This is a genomic window from Haladaptatus sp. SPP-AMP-3, assembly GCF_049568665.1.
Taxonomy (GTDB): Archaea; Halobacteriota; Halobacteria; order Halobacteriales; family Haladaptataceae; genus Haladaptatus; species Haladaptatus paucihalophilus.
In genome coordinates this window covers 254,982-277,133 of sequence record NZ_CP145902.1, presented here as the reverse complement: position 1 = coordinate 277,133, position 22,152 = coordinate 254,982, and the positions used below count along the sequence as shown (strand labels likewise).

The following is a 22,152-nucleotide window of genomic DNA, read 5'->3' as shown; positions in this document are numbered from 1 at the left end:
CATTAGACCGTTAGCTACGCGTCCTGTACTCTTCCTGAAGTTAGTTGTGTCTCTCTCGATTGTTCCACTTCATCGAAATTAGGTCTGTCCACGTCTCCTGAGGCTACCAAGAGCAGTAGGCCGATCACCACAGCCACAGTCAAACCATCCTTCGCTTTACCTTTGGCTCCCTCGAGAATTTCATTATGAGGACCTCGATGATTCTTGGGTCCAATGAAGGCAGCCAAAGCCGATGAAAAAGAGCACGATTGACCCAAGAAATCCCCACCGCATAACCAAGAGAGCATGCGGGATCGACAGACGGAGCAGAAGAGATAGCGACGCGATAAGAAACGCTATCGCCGCAAGGTCCCACCATGTCCGCCATTCTGTGACGTACTGCAGTAACTGATTCCTCATTGCTGTATATTAATAATCTATCGGAAGCTCTTTCAATGTTGATGTCCAAATTCTACAACAAGATATTACTGCGGAATTCCGGTAACTGTTTTCCGTAGGAGTTTCTGCTATCCAACCTCGTTAGCAGAAGCGGGCAAAGAAGCTGCCTCAGATTGTCCTATTCACACAGAGCAGAACCTCACCATTGTTGTAGAGTACACTCTGATTTGGCCGGCAAATTCGCTCTTTGAGAATAGACCGGCGAACGGGAACACTCGCATTTGCACTCCGGTTCACGAGTACAAATTTCGGGGACGCTGACGATTGGGCCGTGCGATACACCGTCATGGGGTGGTTTGTCGCCCCACCAGTCACCGAGAGATTGATCACATCCGCAGGATACGCACCAGTACGATTGAATACGGTATTGTAGGGTTGGTCCATCCGAAGGACTGGTGAATCTGGCGCGGACTCCGATGATCCAGCTAGTGTTCCAATCGTGTGAACAGCGACGATTTCGGATTCTGTGTATGTTAGTTGTCCTTGCTCATCCGGAAACAGCGGACTGTCAATAGTTCCATGGCTAGATATCACCATCACACTCGGATAGAGCATCGCAACGACGAGCAAGGTCGCAACCAGGATTTGGCGATTCAGGTTGTTCACCAGATACTTCACTCCGAAGGCAGCAAGAATGGCCATCGGCACGTAGAGAAACGCAAACCAGCGTTGAGGAATGAAGTTCCGAATACCGAACATTGGCAATCCCAGTGTAAAAACCGTCATCACAACAGTCGCAAATAGGAGTGTGAACTGTGAATGGGTCATCCGTTTCCGGCGCAAGATATACAGACAGCCAACGACAGTTAACCCGAAGAGAATCAGGAAACCCATCGTATCGATATACGTCACAACCTGCTGTGTAAACGTTGGTGGAGGGAGCGAAATCGCATTCGAATTGTTCTCTGCGAGCTGTAAAAACCCAGCACTCGAGACCAACGTCTCTTCGAGATACAAGAGGACCGTTTCCATGAATGAATTGCCGTTGTATGGCGTGAATGACCACATGAACGTCATGAGCCCTAAATCAAACGTGAGCAATCCTGCCAGATTGACTTGCTCTCGCTTACGGTATTTCCCCGGCCGTTGTGCTGTGGCTTGAAGCAGATTGGACCGGAGAAGTAGCTGGGCAAGCAGCCCTGAAAGCAGGACGACGAGCATGATAAATGTCGACACTTGATGAGTAAGGATAATTGCGACCGACAGGAAAACGAGCAAACCGAAATCGCGTGCATCGTAGTCTAATTGCATGATTCGCAATAGCCCGAAAATAATTGCAATAAAGAACAAAAGACCGTGACTCGTTGGGATGAGATGAATTCCCCACTCGAAGAAATAATCACTAAACGAGTAGAGCATCGCGGCAAACACTGCCCACCGAATCGGAGTCATCAGCTTCGCTGCGCCGTACACGAGCAGAATGCTCATCGGCATTACCACTCCCACAGAGAGGTACAGGGCATTGCGGAGCGAGACATCGTACAGCATCGAGGCCGAGACAACTAACAGATGGTACAATGGAGCAGCAATGTGCTTGTTCCCATTCATCGCGGCGAGCGAATGCTGATTATATACTCCTTGTGCCAACTGTGTCATATGGGTCCAGATGTCGATCCCAATGTACGTCTGTGTCGTATACAGCGCCATAAACCGGATGACGAATGCAAGTGAGAGGATCTGAATCAACAGGAGTGACGGGCGGAAGTCCTCGTCGTCGACGAATAAGATCTGTAAGAGGATGAGTGTACCAGTCCCTCCCGAAAGGATGTGAAATAGTGGTGACCGCTCCCCTGCGTGGAGTGCCTCGATTACCATCACGGTCATAATTACAAAGCCAATTATTGACAGGAGCTGTGCTACCGAGCGAGACACCGATGGATAGGCATATGGAGAGGCTCGGTTATTCCGAACAGCGAGCAAGTACAGCGCACAGCCGAGACCGAGAAAAATGGGGATTGTCTTGATATAGATCTGGGAAGCAAAAAATCGCAATGGAAACAATCCTAGTGCGAGGAGCAAGCCAAGAATTGCAGCATCCACGTCGAACCGGCGGTGCTGTAACCAACTACTTATCTTTCCCAACATACGTCTCACCTCGTTCAATTCTCAGATAACGGATCTCTGACGTGGAAACAGGTGGCTCAATCGTTGCTGAACGATGTTGCAAATTTCTGGCCGTTATCGACCATTCCTCTGTGAGAGTGTGATTTGAATATTGATTATTAGAGGGAGAGTGAACAAACGGTTGGAGGGCCTTGTCCATTTATAATTGACTATCTATCGTATTATCTTAAATATGGCTATTTCAGTTCTATTTACAAGTACTCTTAGACAACGGACTTCGTGCGGCGGCATATCGTGAAGTTGGCGCACGATTCGGTAGCTCGTAAACTGTGCTGCGAGGTCGTCGTGGACATCTCGTTTCATAGCTGGTATGCCACGTGACGTGTGACAGTCGGCCGCTGACAGCTGAGTGCTGTCGCTACGGCCTAGAGAAGACATTCAAACTATCTTGATGGACCATATTAAATATTTAGCTCTCATCTAGCTGATTAGGAATGGACGTGAGCGATCCGCGAGAACAGTACTCACAACTAATCGAGGACACCGTTACTGAGCACGTCGATGCTGCCTCATTTGATGCCCTTGCCCATAATGAAGCATTCACCGCTGGGTGGGTCGTCACAACGGTGGTTCTCGACGACGATGATCGGATCCTCCTCGCGTATCATGATGACGACGAGTCGTGGTTGCTTCCGGGTGGCTCTGTTATCCCGGGTGAAAACCTGGCGGATACAGCCATTCGAGAAGTAGCGGAGGAAACGGGCGTCGAAATTGTTCCTCATCGTCCGCATGCAGTGGTCCACAATTGTGTCGAATGCGATGGTCAGTCGCGGTCATTCAATGTTGTTCTTTTCTCGGCACACCCCACGTCACCTGAGATCGGGGATAATCTTGGCGAACCAGGGGAGCCGATTACTGATGCAAAGTGGTTTGAAACACTTCCACCGAATGTTTTCGAACGGGAATTAGCACAACGGGTTCTCAAACGAGTTCGGTCTCACCGCTAGCCGGTTTTTTGCTACATAATACGTGGAAATGGAGACACACCGACACCTCCAAATCAATCTGTGCGCGACTCGTGGCGCCTGTTTAATCTTCGAGAGGTTTGCGCATTTCCACGACAGTCCCCTCGATGCTGTCATCAAACTCGTGTACGTGGTCAATGACCTGGGTGTATCCATGCGCTTCGTAGAATGGTACCGCATTGAGAGATGCCCACAGTCCCAACGAATCGATGTTTTTCTCCCGAGCGTAGGATTCTAATCCGGTGTAAATCTGGGATCCAATCCTTTGGTGGGCAACCGATGGATGGACATAGACAGCGGTGATTTCTCCGTAGACATCGCTCTGGAAGTAACCATCGGCGTTCGGTTTCATCCATCCAAATCCCAGAAGTCGATGCTCATTCTCGGCCAGAAGAAAGTATGTATCCGAAGCGGTGATAGGATACTCTTCGGGGTTCCGCTCATGGCCCCACGCTGAGACCTGGACTTCGGTATAACTCTGTCCAGCTAACCCCTCGATCGACGCGAGGTGGACAGCACAGATGCTCTGTGCGTCGGCTGGATCAGCCTCACGGAGGTTCACATCCATACGAACATTCCAACAAAATCACTAATAAGTCCACGCTCTCGGAGAATCATCTTTTGTCGAATTGAACCTCGCATTCGTCCCAACTCGTGTAATTTTCCAATCCATCTCAATACGTGATTCTTCACCGAATCTTCATAGTAGCTACCCAGCAACTACGGATATGATTCCTGAGCGAATCGAAACCGACCACCTCATCTTCGAGCGACTGACTCACGATGCCATCGATCTCTTCGACCTCTATAACATTTGTTCCAGCGATCCTGGTATCGAAGACGTGACAGAGTACCTTCCCTGGGATCCTCATCAGACACCAAAAGAGACTCACGATCTACTCACTAATGCTGAATCAAACTGGGAGCAAGGAGAGGACTTTCGTTACTTGCTTCGCCTTCGCGAATCCTCCGAACCTGTGGGGATGACTGGGATCGATGTGCATTGGGGTCGTCGAACGGGAACAATTCGGCTCTGGTTACGAAAGCAGTTCTGGGGACGTGGTCTGTCTGGCGAACGAGCCGCAGTACTCACAGAAATTGTCTTCAAAACGCTTGATCTCGAACTGCTTGCAGTCTTTACTCTCGAAGGGAACGAGCAGTCACGACGTGCAATTGAGAAATACATTGAGCAGTACGGTGGGCAGTACGATGGGCTCTTCAGGAATTTTCGGCCGAATAATGGTGATCTCGCCAATGCCCATCGGTACACGGTCACTCAAGAACAGTATCAGAACGCGACTCAGTGAAAATATTCTCGGTTCTTGGTCCGCTATCTTACCGAGTCATTCATCAGCGGCCCCTTGCCGATAGTCCAAACACACTAAGCCCGCACGAGCCTGAATCGCGACGAGCTTCCAAATCGGAATCGTCTCGTAGTTGAGGTGCTCCCGTATCTCGCTGATTCGGTCGTGCAAGATGTCCTCGAGCACTGCCTTTGCGTCCATGAGTTGCTCGTGTGTTTCCTCGTCAGCACTCATTGCAGTGTGATCGATCGACCGCAACAACATCCCAGCATATCTCAACACATAACACTGTCTGAGAAACCCCTCGTCGACGTACTGGGCAACCGTTGCTGGGTTGTCCGTCTCGGAGGCTGATTCAGCCCATTCGACTTTTGACTCACCTTCATCCTCGAAATGAGCGACGACCCCCATCGACTCGCGTGCCATCGGCGTGTCCGGCAGGTACTCACCGACGGACTTGACGACATTCCCCATTTCTTCGAGGAGTCTTCGCCGACTCTCGACACCCTCTTGGATGACATCCTCACGGGTGCGATTCAGTTCAGTCTGGTCCTGTATCTGTGGGTCGTAGAAATACGGGAGTTCAACGATGAACTCAACGACATCGTCATCGAACCGGTTAGCGTAGTCATAGGCATTGCCACCGAGCAGTACCTCTTCGGGTTCGGTATCATCATCCTCGTGTACCATCTCGTATTGATCTTCGAAGGTTCGAAGACGATAGATGGTATCATCAAACGCGTCGTTCTCGAACCACTCTGGCTCACCGTGATGGGGTGGGACTCCATACTCTTCTGGGAGTGATAACAGAACGTCGTGAAGCGGTTCGAGGGGCTCAGTGAGGTAGTAGTAACAGCCCCCAAATTCGAGATTGTGAAAACTATAGATGAAGTCTGGCTGGTGTGCTTTGATTAGATTTGCTAATACACGAGTCGCCGGTATCGGTTCGTCGAACGAGTAGTTCTCATATACGACTGGGAATGTTGCTTCGACCTGCTCATCTGGCGGTGGACGGTAGAAATTCTGGATATAGTTCGAGAGCGTGAACGGCCCGTCGAACCATCCTTCATTGAGTCGCACACCGTCTATATCGGCAATCGGCATACAGACGAATTCGTAGTCCAAAGACGCCCGTAGCTCGTCGTTTGTCGCGAGTTCGTGGATAAGAAAGTCGATTGTCATCGAGCCGATCGGCTCGTTTGGGTGAGGCGCCCCAAACAAGAGTGCACTTCGGCCACCCGTGCCGATAGTGACCGTCCAGATCGTCTCTCCGCCCTTGCTCTCGCCGTGTTCCTCGTACGTGACATGATCGTGGTTGCACGCGAGCGCCTGGTTGCGTTCTCGGTGTTCATCGACTGTGAGAAACGATTCGTACCGGGGGACCGCCTCGTTGACCGATTTGAACGTGCGAGCCGGGTTTGATTCGGAGTCACTCATATGTTATATCATTTCATGAGCTGCACAATAATGATAACTATCTAATCAATATGAGTGGTGGTTTAACCTTGCGAAAAGAATTACATCCGGCAACTGGTGGCTCACGAATAAGCAATACAGTTCCGTTATTGAGCCTGAAGACAAGGTCCCACTTTCTGACGACATAAACGGAGATACATCACTCAAGACACTTACCAGACTCGTCTAGTTCTGCTTAGTGCAACATGAAGAAGTGAGGCGAATGGGCCTCAACCAATCCACTCTTCATAGGGAGTGGATCAAGTTCACAGTTCGAACTCTACGTAGATAAAGGGAAAGCAGTTTGCGCCTCATTGCATTACGGTGAGCTATGGCGGCTCCATGGACGCAGTGGGATCACGTCACGAAGGTCGACCCGGACAAAGCACTGCACAAGGGGATTCCTACGCCGATATTGCTAAAACAGGCACAAATGCACTCGAAGCGCTCTATCAGCATGGTCGCCAGAAGTGAGCTTTGAGTATATTGGGTATCACATTACGATTCATTCTGACCGGACCGTTTCCGTTGCTGCCGTCGATCCGTAGAGTGCTACGAGTTGGATTCGTTCACATCCGATTCATAGTCCCGGTCACTGAGGCTTTGTCCCACCTGCAATAGTGCTTCGAGACGTGGGTGCTCCGTGTACGAAACGAGCTGTAGTGAGGAATTGTACTCGATTACGCCATAATCAGCAAGTTTGGGCAGATGGAGATGATGAAGATGAGTTTGCAACTGCTCACGATTAGTGTTAGCGCGGGTCTGGAGATGCTCGACGAGTGTTTCGAGCGGCACAGGTTGATCTGCGGTCTCGATGAGATGGATAAGGATGTGGCGTCTGTGGGTATCAGCCAGGAGTTTGAATACCTCGTCAAGTGAACATCGCTCGTCGGTATCGTTTGGAGAAGCGTCCATTTTTATCGATAGTACTGGGGGAAGTTCTATAAGGGCATGGCCTGTTAAGACAGAGTACTTTAAGAGGAACTAACGAACTAATAGCAGACCGGACGGTCATGGCTCGGACGCACCGAACAATGTATGCTCGACGATAGCCTCGATACCGTGTCGAATCCGATCCGACAATGACTGCTGAGTGATATCGAGTTCTGTCGCTAACTCCGAGAGCGTCACTTGCCGTGGCGTCTCGAAATAGCCACGTTGGAATGCGAGCACGAGTGCTTCCCGTTGCTTGTCCGTAAGGACGTTTTCAAGTTGTGCAGTACCAGCCTCGGATAACGACTGCATTTTGCCGAGCGTATACTCGATATCGTTCTCCCGACTGATGTTATGGAACCGCGTCAAATGTTCGTGGGAGGGGAACAACAATTTGAATTCCCAATTGTCAGTACCATATCCATGTGCATTCCGAATAATCCCCTCAGTGGTGGTGAGTCCCTCGAGGAAGGCATCGGCGGGGATATCCCAATTGAGGAGATACAATCGACGGTCGCCCACTTCATCGATTGCAACGAATTGCTGAACGTTGATATCCTTGCGAACGCGCTGTTCGAAGGCATCTAAGTCGCCATCCCACGCCCAAAAAATCGGGACGACGTCGGCACCGACAGGGACGATACGCTCGAACTCGATATGAAGGTCCGAGTCGGCCGTCAGCATCGTCCCTAACGGGAAGTTTTCCGGGGGGAGAGACAGTTCAACAATGACCGCCATGTGTTCAAGGACAATCGATCCATACTATCTTAGTAACTTGGGCGATAAACTCGCAACTCCCGAGATGGGAGATCGCATTCTTCATGTACGAACCACCGCAGATCTGTAGTGGTACTAGTGCGCTGTAATCCGGACTATTCAAGGTGTGCAAAAACAATCGTTCGGCGAAGAAATAGCAAAAGAAGATCAGCGCTCATCTGCGTTGATTGGATCGAGGTCCACCGTTCTATCGCTGTTGACCGTTACCTGATAACCACAGTACTGAAAGGTCACAGTTCCATGGCGTCTAGTGCCTGCTTGTGTGGGTGCAAACAATCTATCGAGTGCATCCGGGTCAATAACGTCGTACAACGGCGGGCAGCCGCTCCATTCAGACTGTTTTCGTGCCGCAATCGCTTTCTGAATGCGGACAGTGATGGATAGCCTCGTTGCTCTACTTTGGTTGCTCCTTGGTGTATTGGCATTGCTCTTTCCCATTCTGTCTCACGCTCGTTCTGAAGCCCCACATTCGAACCCCCTCGTGAGAACTTCATCTGTGCTACGGACGGTAGTTATAAACATTCTCTGGCGGTTGATGAAAATGTACGAATAATCATTATATAGCTGTACGAGGGGAGCGTATTAATACCATAACGGAAGCCAGTGAATTTCACTCGAGTAGCCCCTCTGCTGGTTTCAGTCCACATTCTCGTCCGGTTCTCGATCATCCTTGTGACCACTGCTAGTCGTTGGGTTCGGTGTGAAATCTCCCAGCTGATCGTTTCGACCGGCAGATACGGGAAGTGCTCGGCGGCGACGTTCGTTGCGTGCTGTCGTGCTCGGTCGAGCAGGACTGTCGGTGTCTCCGGTGTATCGTCGGTCACAGCTTTCGCGCTTTCTGTGAGCGTTCGCTGGTCGGTGATATCCGAGACCGTCAATTGGCGTGTCATGGCTAAAAACAGCTGAAGCGGTGGTTAGTTCGGCAGTTCTTTTCGCCCCGTTTGCCCGCATGGCCAGCACGGGAAGTTACCGAGGTCGTCACAATCGCAGTCGTCTGGTTCGGCCTCGTCGTCGCCATCGGACGGGAAGGCGTCGAGCGTCCCATCGTCGGTTGCGTTCTCGACGGCAGCCATGTGCTTGCAGACGGCGTTTCGGTGGACGTGATGCGGGCACGTGCAGGCCATCGGGTCTTCGGTCACGTCGTCGATGGAGAACACGTATTGGTGATCTATGGGGTTCTTTTGGCTCTCGTTGGTGACTTCGATGAGTCCGGGAGCATCGACGTCGACGACGAACTATTCAGCCGATGCACGTCTCAAAAATCAAGAAATTTCGTTGAATCACTCATTTATATTACTAAGTTATATTGGAGAGGAACACCCATATTTAGGCATGAGCTTCACAAATGACCTCGACCCAATGGCCGAACCCATTTGGGACGCCATCCTGGAGCACCCGATGGTCGAAGAACTCGGGAAAGGAACTCTCGATGAGGAGTCATTCAGGTACTGGGTCAAGCAGGACTACGTCTACTTGATCGACTACGCACGGGTCTTTGCTCACGGTGCGACGAAGGCCCCCAATCTCCAGCGCATGAGAACATTCGCGGAGCTGCTCGAGTCGACAATAAACACCGAAATGGATCTCCATCGCGAGTATGCAACCGAGTTCGGCGTATCGGAGACCGAACTGGAAACTACCGAACCATCGCCAACTACGAGGGCATATACCGATTTCCTCGTGCGTACCGCAACGACGGGGACGTTCGGTGATCTCGTTGCTGCACTCTTGCCGTGTATGTGGGGTTTCAATGAGACAGGAAAGCGACTTGCGGCGCGTGGACTTCCTGCCGATGACCGGTACGCTACATGGGTCGAGATGTACGCTGGCGATGAGTTCACGGAACTTACGACGTGGTGTAAGGAGCTGATGGACGATGTGGCCAGGGATAAAAATGAGGTCGAGCGTGAGCGTTTTCAGAACCTGTTTCGAACGTCCGCCCGCTACGAATATCGCTTCTGGGATGCCGCTTGGCGACAGGAGGAATGGTCGGTATGACTGGCCGTGATACCAACGTTGCCAGCGTTCCCGAGACCTTCGAGGAGTACGCCGAGGCATATGAGACGGCCGGATTCACCGATTGGCTTCGCGAACGTGCGCAACCGGAATGGTCGGAAGCGACGTCCCATCAGTTCACACGCGAACTCGGAACCGACGACCTCGACGATGAGGTCTTCCAGCGGTATCTAGTACAGGACTACGCCTTCGTCAGGACGCTTGTCGGGGCCTTCGGATACGCCGTTGGAGATGCACCGACTATGGAATCGAAGTCACAACTCGTCAATTTTCTTGGGACCCTGACCGCCGACGAGAACGACTACTTCGAGCGCTCCTTCGAGGCACTCGACGTTCCAGAAGCTGAGTACGCTGATCCCAAATTAACCCCCGAAACGCAGGCGTTCGAGGATCTCTTAGAGCGAGCCGCGAGGGAAGGCGGGTATGCCGAGACGCTTGCCGTTCTCCTTCCCGCGGAGTGGATCTACTTGGAATGGGCCAATACCGTTGAAGACGAGTCGCCCTCGAGATTTTACCTTGCGGAGTGGATCGACCTCCACGCCAACGAGAGGTTTGAGGCCTTCGTGTCGTGGCTCCGCGACGAACTCGATCAAGAAGGCGAGGCTGCCTCACCCCGTCGTCGGCGACGGATCGAACGGCTCTTCCAGCGAACAGTCTCGCTAGAGATCGCCGTTTTTGAGATGGCATACGACACCGACGGTGCGATGGATGCCGAAGAAGGGGAGAAGTGATGGTGAGCTCTGCCGTGGCGCTCGGACTGACGATCGCGACGCTTGCGGTCTTTACCGGGATCGGGATTTGGTTCTCACATGGGAGGGTCGAGTCTGTCGAGGATCTCATCACTGCGCGCAATTCAACTGGGGAAGGGCGAACGTCGGCCACGCTCATCGCCTCGGCCATGGGTGTCTGGATTCTCCTTTCGGCCCCAGAAGCTGGCGCCCTCTACGGAATCGCGGCCGTGGTGGGTTACGGGGTCGGTGAGGCCATTCCGATGCTCGCGTACTCAAAGCTCGGCCCGCGGATCCGCGAGGTGATTCCAGAAGGCCATTCGCTCACCGAGTACGCCTATGTGCGGTACGGCGGTGCGATGTACGCGTTCGTGATCGCTGTCAGCGTCCTTTATATGTTCGTGTTCCTCGCTGCGGAGCTGACCGGAATTTCGCTGGCGCTCCACCACGTAGCGGGAGTTCCTCAATGGCAGACGTCGGTTCTCGTCGGTGGATTTGTCCTTCTGTACACCGGTTATGGTGGCCTTCGGGCGAGCATCGTCACCGACACGATACAGATGTCGTTGATCCTCCCACTACTCGTCGCGAGCATCGTCACGGTTGTACTCGTGCTCGGCGGAACCAGCGGCGTTTACGAGGGGATTGTGTCTGCCGACTCCACGCTTCTTGATCCCGGGTTCGTTCCAGGGATCAGGTTCGGCGTTGCGCTGGTTTTCGCGATCCTCGGCGCGGAACTCATCAATCAAACGTGGTGGCAGCGTATTTACGCCGCTAGCGGATCCGACACGGTTGAACGAGGGTTCCGCACCGCGACCATCGCCAATGGCCTAGTTCTCCTCTTGGCCACGCTCCTCGGTGTCGTCGCAGTCGGTAATGCCGATGTCGTCACCCAATTCGGCAGTGAGAATTATAACGCTGGAATTGCCTTTTTCGTTCTGCTCGAGGGCAACGTCGCAGAGTGGGTCGTCCTCAGCGTCTTCTTGCTAGCGCTCGTGTTAGTGATGAGCACTGCCGACACCCTGTTCAATGCGTTTTCGAGCCTCGTGACGGCCGATCTCCCGAGGTTGCTCGAAAACCAGGATGACCGAACTCTGCGATTCAGTGCGCGGGCGTTTACCGTGGTCATTGCGGTCGCTGCAATCGTGGTAAGCCTTCGCGCTCAGAGTGTCCTTCGCCTCTTTTTCGTTGCCGACCTCCTCGGTGCCGCCGTCGGCTTCCCGCTCGTCTACGGCCTGTTTAGTGGCCGTCTCTCAGGCACCGGAGCCCTCCTGAGCAGTCTCGGCGGACTCGCGGCCGGCAGTGCTTACTTTCCCTTCCCGTTCGGCCTCCACGAGGTATTGAATTCGTTGCTCGGAGGTACCCTCCCGGCTGCCGACACGACGTATCTAATTCCCTTCGCCGGCGCGTTTCTCATCTCGACTGTACTAACGTTGATTATTGCACGATTTTCGAGCGAAGAGTTCGACTTAGCTCGACTCTCCCGCGAGATTCGCAGATTTGACGAACCGGAAACCGATGGCGGTTTGCCGGTGGACACGGACACTGACGCGGAGGTGAGTAAGTAATGGCTGTTATTGGTCTGATGGTTTTCGCGATCGTTCTCTGGGGAAGTCTTCTCGGCGTTCTCCTCGTATTCTGCTATGAGATAGCCGTGATTACTAGAGATATCCGTCAGTTAGACTGAGGGTGAACCGCTTGGGATCTCAACCCGAGATAATCGACCTGCTCGGTCCATAGAGTCGGTATGTATTTCATTCCCCGGTAATACTACCAAGCTATGAACGAGACACCGACTACTGTGACCACCGCGGAGGGCAGAGCAGTCCGCGACTACCTCCGTGAGATGGGCCCATCGTGGATTGCCGGGGCGATCGCCGCAGGGCCGGCGACGATGGCGAGTCTACTCACTGCGGGTGCACGCTTCAACTACGCCCTGCTTTGGGTCGTGATTCTCTCTGCGGTCGCAGGTGCACTAGCGCAGTATCTCGCAATGCGATTGGGACTCCTCACCGAGCGGGGAATTGTGGGCATCGTCGAGGAGTATCTCGGGAAGTGGTGGGCCTGGATTCTCGTCATCGATGTGGTGATTGCAGCTGGCGTCGCACAGCTCGTGATCATGAACACCGTCGCTTCCGTCTCGTCGACGATAACGGGAATCGACGCCAGAATATGGGGGGTATCTGGGCGCTGGTTCTCGCCGTCGGTCTCGCCGGGCGGGGGTATCGTTTCATTGAATTTTTTGCGAAGATCCTCGTTACCGCGGTCGTCCTCGCGTTCGTCGCATCCCTTTCCGTCGTTCCGATCGACCCAGGGAGTGCCGTTCGGGGACTTTCTCCGTCATTTCCCTCCGGCAGTGCGGTTGTGGCTGCGGGCATCCTCGGCGGTGCGGTTCATATCACGCTGATTACGATGCAGTCCTATACAATGCACGTTCGCGGGTGGACTGATCGTGAGTACGGCCTCGCGACCTTCGATATCGTCGCCTCGATGCTCGTCGCGTTTGGCATTTACAGCGTTGCGATCTTCCTCGTTACTGCAAGTGTGCTCACCGACCCCAACCTGACGACGATGAGCGCGGCACAGGCTCTCGGCCCGCTTGTCGGATCGAGCGCAAAGTGGCTTTTCCTCCTTGGGCTTGGTGGTGCGGCAGTCTCAACGCTCGGTGGGAACACGATCGTCCCACCGTTCCTCGTCGCTGATAAACTCGGCTGGAACACGACGGTCGAAGACTCACGGTACCGGACACTCCTCGCCGCATTCGCGCTGCTGTCTGCTCCCGGTGCCTTCATCGGTGGGGAAGTTATCGGCCAGCTCGTGCTCGTCCTTGCGCTTGGCACAGTTGGAACGCCGTTTGCTCTCGCCATCGTCCTTTACCTCCTGAACTCCAAGGCAGTGCCAGAGTCGAACTCGACGCTCGCCAACAGTGGGGGCATCGCCTTACTTCTCGTTTCGGGGGCGCTTGCAGTGAACTTCGTTCGCGAACAGATTGCAGGCGGCATCGATTCGGCGTCGGGAATCGTCCTAGCGTTTGCCGTTATCCTCGGGATCGCGACTCTCGTCCTCCTTGGGAAATATACCCGTGAAGAGACAGCTATCATATGACCGATCTGCCGTTCCCACTCCTCAGTTCAACCCTGATTGTCGGCCCTTCTCAGACTGGGAAGACCCGTCTCACCGCCCAAGCGCTCGATGCTTGGATCGAACGGAAGGGTACTGAGGGCGTAGTCGTCTTAGAGTTCGCACCCGAGGTCGAACGCGACGGATGGGTGCTCGGCGGCAGGCTCGACCGCTTTACGACGATTCCTGATCGAGTATGGTACGGTGTCCTCGATGCGAATGCCCCGCGATCGGAAGGCAAGACTGAAGAGGAGGTGGTCGCACTCGCCGGCGATAACGCCGAGCGAGCGGAACGAATTCTCGATGAGGCTCCCCAACCCCGAGCAGTATTTATCAATGATTCCACCATACCGTTTCAGAACGCAAGATCTGATCTTCAAAAGTTCACGACCTATTGTACAGATGCAGAATGCATAGTGATGAACGCTTTTGAGAGCAATGAACTCGGGACAGACGATCCAGTCTCGCGTTGCGAACATGAGGCTCTCAAGATTCTCCGAGAATGGGCCGATCGAGCGATATCACTAAAGTAGATAGACAAGACCCCTCTCACAAGTTGGTCTGATCGTCCAATATGGAAGTTCCGGTCAGATCGAAGGTTCAACAATAAGCGGAAGAGTTCTCATTGTGCGCGTTGCTGTGCCGGCTCGTCAGTTTCACGGGTTACGGATGGTTGTGTCTTCGTTCATTGGGAAGCATAATAATACCTATTCTCCCATTCATTTTCGTCTACTTTGACTATTGTGACTTGTTGATAACTTCTTTGATGATTGTTTCTTCCGCACGGTGGAGCACGCCGCTCGCAGCAGATGGGTTTACGTCAAACTCCCTCGCCAATTCTGTGAGAGTGCACTCACGTGGACTATCGTAGTACCCATGCTCAACCGCTGCGGTGATGAATTCTTGTTGACGACCCGTGAGCAACTCTCTCGGATCATAAGCTTGTGCTATGGACTGGATCTCATACGGAATGCCAACGGCGTCCATTTCTTTGGGAAATTGTGATACTTGCTCGTGTGCGGCAGTGTGTTCGGCTGTTAACCATCCATCTCGCAAGTAGGCGGGAAATCGCGGCAGAATACCTGATGCACGAAGTGCCTGATTCGATTCCGTTTCCGGAATCAAATACTGAATTACCACCGTCTGTTCATCGCTATATAGTACCTCAAATGACATCCCTGAGGCATCGTCGAAATGTCGTATGACAGTTTCCGGCTCCGGTGTGTCGAGTTCTACGAGTCCAAGTATTCCATTGTCCGTGGGATGGCTCGAGAGTATTCTGAATTCTTCGTCCGGCAATTCAGTCGATATTGCGGCCAGTGGGTCTGGGCGTGCTGCAGCGTTGAATGTGACCTGTATGCGGGGCATCGTATCTGAGAGTTATATACCAGGCAATATAAATCCGTAAAACGACTATATTCGAAACCTTGACTGCGCTCACTGTCTAGTAGTGAGAAAAGAATAATTATCGGATCCGTAGCGCAGGATGGCTGTTGAAGGTGAATATATTCACGCGAATATCCACAGTGGTATCTCCCGTTTTCCGAGTTATGGTGTCATCAAACCACCATCGAACAACCACTACTCACGGACAGACCGAGAACCACCAACACCGGAGGCTACTACAGAGAGGAGCTGAACGCCCATGACTACTTCCTCGCTGAACATCCTCGTTGTTCAAGGGACAATCCGAGAAGGACGAAATTCGATCCATCCCGCTCGCTATGTCACTGCTCAGTTCCGTGAGAAAGGCCACGATGTCGAGTTATTCGATATGAAGAACTACGACATTCCCCTGTTCAGGAACCAGCGGAACGCAGTCGATTATCCACATCCCGGTGTAGACGAGTTTGGTCAGAAAGTGGAAGCGGCACAGGCACTCGTCATTGTCGCGCCAGAATACAACCATTCGATTCCAGGTACACTAAAGAACCTACTCGATCACCTTTACCCCGAATACGAGGACACAGCGTTTTCGTACGTCACCGTCTCAGCGGGAGGATTTGGTGGTGTTCGAGCACTCAGTCATCTCCACGATATCACTCTGGAGTTCAACGCGCATCCTGGCCCCGATCTGCCCGTCTCGAACGTACATGATGCCTTCGACGAGGACGGCACCCTCATTGACAAGACATACGAGGATCGGTTCGAGGAGTTTGTAGAACAGGTTGTTGAGCATGCTGAACAGTTCGTCCCGTCTACTGTCAGCACTACCCCGGAGACTAGCGTATGAATTCGATCGAGTCTTCTGTTGGTGACTGGCCTGGCGTAGAGGTCGATTCACACGACCGTGGAGGTGGTCGCGAGTTCACCCTTGAGGGACGAGAGATCGGCCACATCCACCGTGGTAAACTCGTTGACATCCCGTTTACAAAGCGCATTCGTACTGTCCTTATCGAGGAGAATCGGGCCGAAAAGCACCACGTCATGCCCGATTCGGGATGGGTTTCCTATCGCATTCAGTCGAACGAAGACATCGAGGGAGCACTCTGGCTCTTCCGCGTCGCCTATCTCTACCACGTGGTCACGATGCGAAAACGTGAGGAGTATTCTCTGGAAGATGGAGTTGATATCGACGCAGCCCTCATTGAGTTGGATATGAGCGACACGTTGGAAGACGTGTTCAACGAGATGAGAACCGCATGAGTGGTGAGACGGAAATCCCGCGCCCGCGGCTCACCCAGGGAACGTTGTTGCTCGCCAGCATGTTGACCATCATGGCGGGAGCAACGATCGCTCCAGCACTGCCCGCGATTCAGCGAGAGTTTGTGAATGTGCCGAACGCGGGAGTCCTCGTTGGGCTCGTGCTCACGATGCACGGGTTGTTTATTGCAGTCGGGTCACCCATCATCGGGATGCTCGCTGATCGATACGGTCGCCGATGGTTGCTCTTAGTTTCAACGGTTGTCTACGCACTCGCTGGTGGTTCTGGATTCGTGTTGGATTCGTTGATAGCGATCCTTGTCGGGCGAGCAGTGCTGGGCCTGGCGGTTGCGGGCGTGATGGTGACGGTAACCGCACTGATTACCGACTACTACGAGGAAAACCGCCGAGATACGATCCTCGGGCGACAGGGTGCGTTCATGTCCATCGGCGGCGTCGTCCTGTTGCCCCTCGCGGGCGTGCTCGCTGACATCAACTGGCGGGTTCCGTTCCTCGTCTATACGGTAGCGTTAGTGCTCCTCCCGGCAATGGTGCTCGGGTTGCCAGAGCCGAGCCGCCATGAGCCCACGAGGGACCATCCAACGAGTCTCGATGACATCCGCCAGACGCTCGCTCGACTCCCAGTCGGAACGCTCGGACTTATCGCCGCGCTCGGGTTAATCGGTCAGATCATCTTCTATATGACTCCCTTGCAGATCCCATTCTATCTCGAAATGCAGACTAGAGCAAGTGGCACGATGATCGGCGCTGCGTTGGCAGCATCGACGGGAGCCGGTGGAGTCGCCTCACTGCTGTATGGTCGTATCCGCCGGTCCCTGAGTGTGATCGCTATCGTTGCGCTCACATTTGGCTTCATGAGTGTTGGATATACCGTGATCGGCGTGAGTAGGTCGGTTTTCGGTGTTGTCGTTGGGGTGACGATTGCGGGTGCTGGGAGTGGATTCCTCCTGACGAATCTTAACGCGTGGATCGCGGCGGTCACTCCAGAGTCCGTTCGTGGGCGGGCGCTCAGTCTCCTGACCAGTGCGTTCTTCCTCGGTCAGTTCCTCTCGCCAATTGTAGTACGCCCAGTGAGTGAAATCGTGGGTCTTGGGACAGCGTTTCTTGGCGTTGGAGCATTATTAGCAGGCGGAGCAATTATAATTGCTCTCACGAATGGGTATATCACGTCGTTAACCGACTCAGAATCAGAGGTATACTTACACCATTGAAAATGCCGTCCACTGTGCGATCATGGTCACTAATATGGGCAGGTTACGCGGCCTGTACATGGATGGTTGTGTTCGCCGCAATGAGTTTCTACTGGGCACTCGGTGGCACGGCCGGAATCAACACCGTTTCGCTCGGTCAAGAACTCGCGGGAAAACCTTGGTTCATCACCGTCCTCTGGCTGACTGGCATGCTGAAACTCGGTGGTGGTGTCCTCGCACTCGCACTCGTTCAGTCATGGGGGAAGTTGTTACCCCGCCGAGGGGTGCTTATTGCTGCATGGGGAGTGAGTGCTCTTCTGGTCTTCCATGGGAGTGACTTCATCATTCAGGGTGCACTCACCGAGAATGGACTCATTGATCTTCCCGCTCCTGCAGTGTGGACAGCGACGCATTGGCAGACGTTTATGTGGGGACCATGGTGGCTCCTCGGTGGGATTGCGTTCTGTGTGGCGACGTGGAACTACCAGCAACGCTCACGTTGAGATGGCGTAGACAAAAGCTCGAAGAGGGTGGTTAGTCCGGCAGTTCTTTTCGTCCGGTTCTTACGCACGGCCAGCACGGGAAGCCACCAAGGCCGTCACAGTCGCAGTTGTCGGGTTCAGCATCGTCGTCGGCCTCGGATGGGAACGGCTCGAGCGTCCCGTCGCCAGTTGCGGTTTCGACGGCGGCCATGTGTTTGCAGAAGGCGTTCCGATGGACGTGATGCGGGCATGTGCAGGCCATCAGTTCGTTAGTCACGTCGTCGATAGAGACGGTGTACCGGTGGTCTTCGGGTTCTCGTGGCTCTCATTGGTGACGTCGATGAGTCGGAAGACATTGTACATACTCACCTCTTCGGCTAGGTAATTTACCCTGTCCACATCTAGGAGACTGGAAATCCCTTGGTCTCTTCTCCTCACCCGTAGGTCCGGCGCAAAAGTATGCTCAACAATCTCGATGCGATCAAACTTTCGCGAGGAGGAGATCGACGTCAGCGTCCCCGTCGATGTGTTCGAGATGAGAAGCAGACGAAACGCCTGTCTTCGTTACGACAGGCGCGTTCGGCTGAGATAACACTATCGTTGATGTGTTCAACTGTCTCATCGCGAGGCGTAGATCCCACAACTCCACGGCTACCGAGAGCACAGAAAACAGAGTTGAACGGAAAGAAACGGTTCGACTGAAAAGGAGGTTGCTCCTCAGGCGAGCGGGATTATTCGTGAGGCGATCAGCGTAGTAATGAGACCGACAACGCCGATCAAGGTGGTGACTACCGTCCACGTCTTGAGGGTCTCTTTTTGTGTGAGACCGCCGATCTCTTTGACAATCCAAAAGCCGCTGTCGTTATACCATGAAAAGATTGAGGCTCCGGCACCAATCGCCATTACGAGGTACGCAGGGTTGACCGAGAGTTGACTGGCGAACGGGGCCATGATTCCGGACGTAGTCACGATAGCAACGGTCGCCGATCCTTGAACAACGCGCACTCCGGCGGCAATGATCCACGCCGTCACGAGTAGCCCGAATCCAACGCCCTTGAGTCCTCCAGCAATGTAATCGCCGGCACCCGCTGCCTGTAACATAACTCCGAAAGCGCCCCCAGCGGCGGTGATTGCGGCGATGTTACCGCCGCTTTTGAGAGCGTCGGTCAACTCGTCGGAGAACTCCGACCGGCCTATATCGCTGATACGGAAGTATGTGACTGCCGCCGCCATCGCAGCAGCGGTCAGGGCAAAATTCGGATCACCGACGTATCCCGTTACAGCGGAAGCAAACGCGTTATCGGAGAATAACGTATCAACGGTCGTGGCCGCGCCCACGAGTCCGACGGCGAGAATAATCGGTAGCAGTGATTCGAATAACCCAGGAAGCTGATCTATCGGCGTCGTGGCCACCTCCTCGATTTCCGTGACCGTCGTCCCCATCGCGTCCCGGAGCGGGATATTCAACCGGCGGTTGATCCAGTGACCGTAGGCCAGTCCAGACACGAGTGCGGTTGGAAGACCGACGACCCCGCCGACCAGCATTGTGGTTCCAAGATTGGCCCCGATATTATCGACTGCGAGCAATGGTCCTGGTGTCGGTGGAATGAACCCGTGTGTCACTACTCCACCGGCGGCGAGGACCACGATGTAAAGCGTGTAATTCCCGCCTGTCCGTGATCGAGCGGACCGCGCAAGGGGCGCGAGCAAGTAAAACACGTTGTCGAAGAACACGGGGATCGCCATCACGAAACTGCTACCGAACAGAGAAATTTCGGTTTTTCCATTGCTCAGCGTGCCGAATGCGCGCACGATGCGGTCAGCCGCACCGCTCTCGGTCATCGCCTTCCCAATGATTGCTGCCATCAGGATCGGGATTCCGATCCCGGCCATCCCGTCGCCGAATCCGGTGGCCGTTTTACTCACGACATCGCCCAACGCGACTTGCGGAGAGACTGTTCCGACGACGAACGTCGCGATGACGAGTCCGACGAATGCTGGAAGGTCGAGCACGACGAGGAGAAGTACGACGGCGATGACACCGGCGAGCAGTGAGATAAGCGGCCCCTGTCCACCTAACACCAGAGGGATGTTCACGTGAACCATGCTCACTCAGTTCAAGGCCATCTTCATAAAATCCATGTATATTAGCATGAATTTATAAACTGGGAAAATTAACGTGAATATTGTCGTTATCGTGGTAACGGAAACAGAAGAGAGCCCCTGTGAAAGCGGAGAAGGCGACGCAGAGGGGCGCGTTGACGCGCTCTCAAACCTCAAGTCCGGAGACACCCGTCCGGCTCGCCGCGACGTTGGTTGCTTGCGCTTGGTCGAACAGGTTGAACTTTGTCATTAGCATGTCATCGTCTTTGGTCGGTGTGTTCGCTATCGGCGCTATTCGGGGGCGTCGCTTGATGTACCATGGATAAAGAAGGCTGAAACGGGAGTTAATTCGGAACCATCTTCGTCGGCCTCCGATGGGAATGCATCAAGCGTCCTGTCGTCAGTCGCGTTCTCGACGGCGGCCATGTGTTTGCAGAGGGCGTTCTAATCGTTCTGTATTGAGGAGAATTTATTCCTTAGTCATTGAACTCTGCGACAGTGATTGTTTCGAAGAAGGTCAGAGAACAGCAAAATCCGGAGAATCACACTTTCCCAATTGAGGAAGGAGGCTAGCACTACACGCCTAGAATTGGAATAAGAATTGCTGTGAGAAGAAAGTTGGCGAATGAAAGAACGAGGAGGCCCTTCCAACCGATTTCGATGAGCTGATCGATGCGGACGCGCGGTATTGCCGTTCGTGCCCATTGCGTGAACAAGAATACGCTCCATATTTTGAGGAGGAACCAAACGAACCCCGGCAGCCACGGCCCATTCGGTCCCCCAAGAAATAACGTCGTAATGATTGCACCGCCGAGGAAAATATGGAGAAACTCACTCCCATAGAGAAAGACGAAGTAGACGCTCGAGTATTCGGTCTGATAGCCAGCGATAACCTCCTGCGGTGCTTCTGGGGTATCAAACGGATTTCGTCCGATCTCCGCTAAGCTCGCCACCATGAACAGTGCAAAAGCGAATGGATTGACGAAGGCGAACCACGATGGGATTTGGACGCCCAACACGTCCACCAATGGTCGGGTTTGGAACGCAACGACTTCGCTCACTCGAAGTGTTCCTATATACAGGACGACTGATGCGGCCGTGACCACGAGTGGAATCTCGTACGCGATATTCTGTGCTACTGCACGCATCCCGCCAAGGAATGAATATTTGTTATTTGACGAGTAACCAGCTATAACTAACGCGAGGCTCGCTAACGACGAGATGGCGAAGAGAAACACGATGCCGGTTTCGGGGTCGGCAAGTTGGATCGTAATGCCAGCGATAGTCCCCATCGGAACAACGGCGAAGCCAACACATGCGGAGAAGAAGAGGAGGACGGGGGCGAGATCCCAGGCAGGACGGTCCACGTCATCTGGGATAATGAGTTCCTTCGAAATCAGTCGGACGATGTCCGAGACGATGACCAACAGTCCAAATGGACCAACTCGATTCACGGCGATTCGATCCACGAAAGCTGCGTTCACTTTTCGTTTCGCCCACGGACCAGCAATTGCCATGTGAATCAGGCAGAATATCCCAATCAGGGTGGCACCGAGTAATGACGCGATGAGTTGTTCTATGACGGTTACATTCGGGCCGAATCCCAGCATCTCCGCAATTGCCTCGACGAGTCTCATTTGTTACCTCTTCTCATTTGAGGGCGGTGAGCGCTCTGCCGGTGATTCCCGGAATCTTATAGGTGCTTTCTTTATTGTTTCGTTCACCAGAATACTCGGACTGAATATCAGTGGAGTTCACAATGAGATACTTGATAGGGCTGTCCTCTATGTCGCATATTCAAGGATGTCGAAGCGACAACGGGGACTAACGATAGCAGGATAACAGCCTCGATCCAT

At 53.4% G+C, this 22,152-nt stretch carries 21 protein-coding genes and 1 pseudogene; 11 read left to right on the top strand and 11 right to left on the bottom strand.

The features are described 5' to 3' along the window. Positions 1 to 546: 546 nt before the first annotated feature. Positions 547 to 2,523, bottom strand: a complete 1,977-nt coding sequence (locus V5735_RS24170) for a hypothetical protein (protein WP_423747298.1) — start codon at positions 2,521 to 2,523, stop codon at positions 547 to 549. A 479-nt stretch (positions 2,524 to 3,002) separates the two neighbouring features. Here V5735_RS24170 and V5735_RS24165 point away from each other — a divergent pair, with 479 nt between their 5' ends. Next, on the top strand, positions 3,003 to 3,509 hold the full coding sequence (locus V5735_RS24165; protein WP_423747297.1) for an NUDIX hydrolase: 507 nt from the start codon (positions 3,003 to 3,005) through the stop codon (positions 3,507 to 3,509). Positions 3,510 to 3,591: 82 nt separating this feature from the next. Here the strand turns inward: V5735_RS24165 and V5735_RS24160 are convergent, their stop codons facing one another. Further along, positions 3,592 to 4,095 (bottom strand): GNAT family N-acetyltransferase, encoded by a 504-nt coding sequence (locus V5735_RS24160; RefSeq protein ID WP_423747296.1) that lies wholly within the window; start codon positions 4,093 to 4,095, stop codon positions 3,592 to 3,594. 160 nt (positions 4,096 to 4,255) lie between these two features. On the opposite strand from V5735_RS24160, the gene V5735_RS24155 reads away from it, so the two are divergent. Further along, complete coding sequence (locus tag V5735_RS24155) at positions 4,256 to 4,834, top strand: GNAT family N-acetyltransferase (protein ID WP_423747295.1); 579 nt, start codon at positions 4,256 to 4,258, stop codon at positions 4,832 to 4,834. Positions 4,835 to 4,870: 36 nt separating this feature from the next. Here the strand turns inward: V5735_RS24155 and V5735_RS24150 are convergent, their stop codons facing one another. The 5 genes from V5735_RS24150 to V5735_RS24130 all read right to left on the bottom strand — a co-directional run bounded on the left by V5735_RS24150 (position 4,871) and on the right by V5735_RS24130 (position 9,153). Further along, positions 4,871 to 6,268 carry a M14 family zinc carboxypeptidase gene (locus V5735_RS24150; protein WP_423747294.1) on the bottom strand — a complete coding sequence of 466 codons (1,398 nt, stop codon included), beginning with the start codon at positions 6,266 to 6,268 and terminating at the stop codon, positions 4,871 to 4,873. A 570-nt stretch (positions 6,269 to 6,838) separates the two neighbouring features. Next, entirely contained in the window at positions 6,839 to 7,201 is a 363-nt protein-coding gene (locus V5735_RS24145) for a DUF7344 domain-containing protein (protein ID WP_423747293.1), read from the bottom strand. A 96-nt stretch (positions 7,202 to 7,297) separates the two neighbouring features. Next, positions 7,298 to 7,957, bottom strand: a complete 660-nt coding sequence (locus V5735_RS24140) for a helix-turn-helix domain-containing protein (protein ID WP_423747292.1) — start codon at positions 7,955 to 7,957, stop codon at positions 7,298 to 7,300. 186 nt (positions 7,958 to 8,143) lie between these two features. Then, on the bottom strand, positions 8,144 to 8,434 hold the full coding sequence (locus tag V5735_RS24135) for a HalOD1 output domain-containing protein (protein WP_423747291.1): 291 nt from the start codon (positions 8,432 to 8,434) through the stop codon (positions 8,144 to 8,146). A gap of 476 nt (positions 8,435 to 8,910) precedes the next feature. Beyond that, positions 8,911 to 9,153 carry an SWIM zinc finger family protein gene (locus V5735_RS24130; protein ID WP_423747290.1) on the bottom strand — a complete coding sequence of 81 codons (243 nt, stop codon included), beginning with the start codon at positions 9,151 to 9,153 and terminating at the stop codon, positions 8,911 to 8,913. A 175-nt stretch (positions 9,154 to 9,328) separates the two neighbouring features. Here V5735_RS24130 and tenA point away from each other — a divergent pair, with 175 nt between their 5' ends. The 5 genes and pseudogenes from tenA (at position 9,329) to V5735_RS24105 (ending at position 14,390) form a co-directional block, all read left to right on the top strand. Then, complete coding sequence (gene tenA, locus V5735_RS24125; RefSeq protein WP_423747289.1) at positions 9,329 to 9,994, top strand: thiaminase II; 666 nt, start codon at positions 9,329 to 9,331, stop codon at positions 9,992 to 9,994. Further along, positions 9,991 to 10,743, top strand: a complete 753-nt coding sequence (locus tag V5735_RS24120) for a TenA family protein (protein WP_423747288.1) — start codon at positions 9,991 to 9,993, stop codon at positions 10,741 to 10,743. Before tenA ends, V5735_RS24120 begins: the two co-directional genes overlap by 4 nt. Continuing rightward, positions 10,743 to 12,305 carry a sodium:solute symporter family transporter gene (locus tag V5735_RS24115; protein WP_423747287.1) on the top strand — a complete coding sequence of 521 codons (1,563 nt, stop codon included), beginning with the start codon at positions 10,743 to 10,745 and terminating at the stop codon, positions 12,303 to 12,305. The genes V5735_RS24120 and V5735_RS24115 overlap by 1 nt, the downstream gene beginning before the upstream one ends. A 212-nt stretch (positions 12,306 to 12,517) precedes the next feature. Next, positions 12,518 to 13,842, top strand: a pseudogene (locus tag V5735_RS24110) (divalent metal cation transporter). Further along, the gene (locus V5735_RS24105) at positions 13,839 to 14,390 is read left to right on the top strand and encodes a hypothetical protein (protein ID WP_423747286.1); all 552 of its coding nucleotides are present in this window, start codon (positions 13,839 to 13,841) and stop codon (positions 14,388 to 14,390) included. The pseudogene V5735_RS24110 and the gene V5735_RS24105 overlap by 4 nt, the downstream one beginning before the upstream one ends. 205 nt (positions 14,391 to 14,595) lie before the next feature. Here V5735_RS24105 and V5735_RS24100 read toward each other — a convergent pair whose 3' ends face one another. Continuing rightward, positions 14,596 to 15,225, bottom strand: a complete 630-nt coding sequence (locus V5735_RS24100) for a helix-turn-helix domain-containing protein (protein ID WP_423747285.1) — start codon at positions 15,223 to 15,225, stop codon at positions 14,596 to 14,598. A gap of 277 nt (positions 15,226 to 15,502) precedes the next feature. Between V5735_RS24100 and V5735_RS24095 the strand changes: the two genes are divergently transcribed. From V5735_RS24095 to V5735_RS24080, 4 genes are all read left to right on the top strand, one after another. After that, positions 15,503 to 16,090, top strand: a complete 588-nt coding sequence (locus tag V5735_RS24095; RefSeq protein WP_423747284.1) for an NADPH-dependent FMN reductase — start codon at positions 15,503 to 15,505, stop codon at positions 16,088 to 16,090. Further along, positions 16,087 to 16,503 carry a luciferase family protein gene (locus V5735_RS24090; RefSeq protein WP_423747283.1) on the top strand — a complete coding sequence of 139 codons (417 nt, stop codon included), beginning with the start codon at positions 16,087 to 16,089 and terminating at the stop codon, positions 16,501 to 16,503. Before V5735_RS24095 ends, V5735_RS24090 begins: the two co-directional genes overlap by 4 nt. After that, a complete protein-coding gene (locus tag V5735_RS24085) occupies positions 16,500 to 17,732 on the top strand; it encodes an MFS transporter (protein ID WP_423747282.1) in 1,233 nt (410 codons plus the stop codon). The genes V5735_RS24090 and V5735_RS24085 overlap by 4 nt, the downstream gene beginning before the upstream one ends. A 62-nt stretch (positions 17,733 to 17,794) precedes the next feature. Next, positions 17,795 to 18,214, top strand: a complete 420-nt coding sequence (locus tag V5735_RS24080) for a DUF3995 domain-containing protein (RefSeq protein WP_423747281.1) — start codon at positions 17,795 to 17,797, stop codon at positions 18,212 to 18,214. A 31-nt stretch (positions 18,215 to 18,245) separates the two neighbouring features. On the opposite strand, the gene V5735_RS24075 is transcribed toward V5735_RS24080, so the two are convergent. The 3 genes from V5735_RS24075 to V5735_RS24065 form a co-directional block, all read right to left on the bottom strand. Continuing rightward, positions 18,246 to 18,470, bottom strand: a complete 225-nt coding sequence (locus V5735_RS24075) for an SWIM zinc finger family protein (protein ID WP_423747280.1) — start codon at positions 18,468 to 18,470, stop codon at positions 18,246 to 18,248. Between the two features lie 440 nt (positions 18,471 to 18,910). Continuing rightward, positions 18,911 to 20,299, bottom strand: coding sequence for a GntP family permease (locus V5735_RS24070; protein ID WP_423747279.1), 1,389 nt, complete (start codon positions 20,297 to 20,299; stop codon positions 18,911 to 18,913). Between the two features lie 572 nt (positions 20,300 to 20,871). Next, positions 20,872 to 21,933: a complex I subunit 1/NuoH family protein gene (locus V5735_RS24065; protein WP_423747278.1), complete on the bottom strand. Its 1,062-nt coding sequence runs from the start codon at positions 21,931 to 21,933 to the stop codon at positions 20,872 to 20,874. Between the last annotated feature and the right edge of the window lie 219 nt (positions 21,934 to 22,152).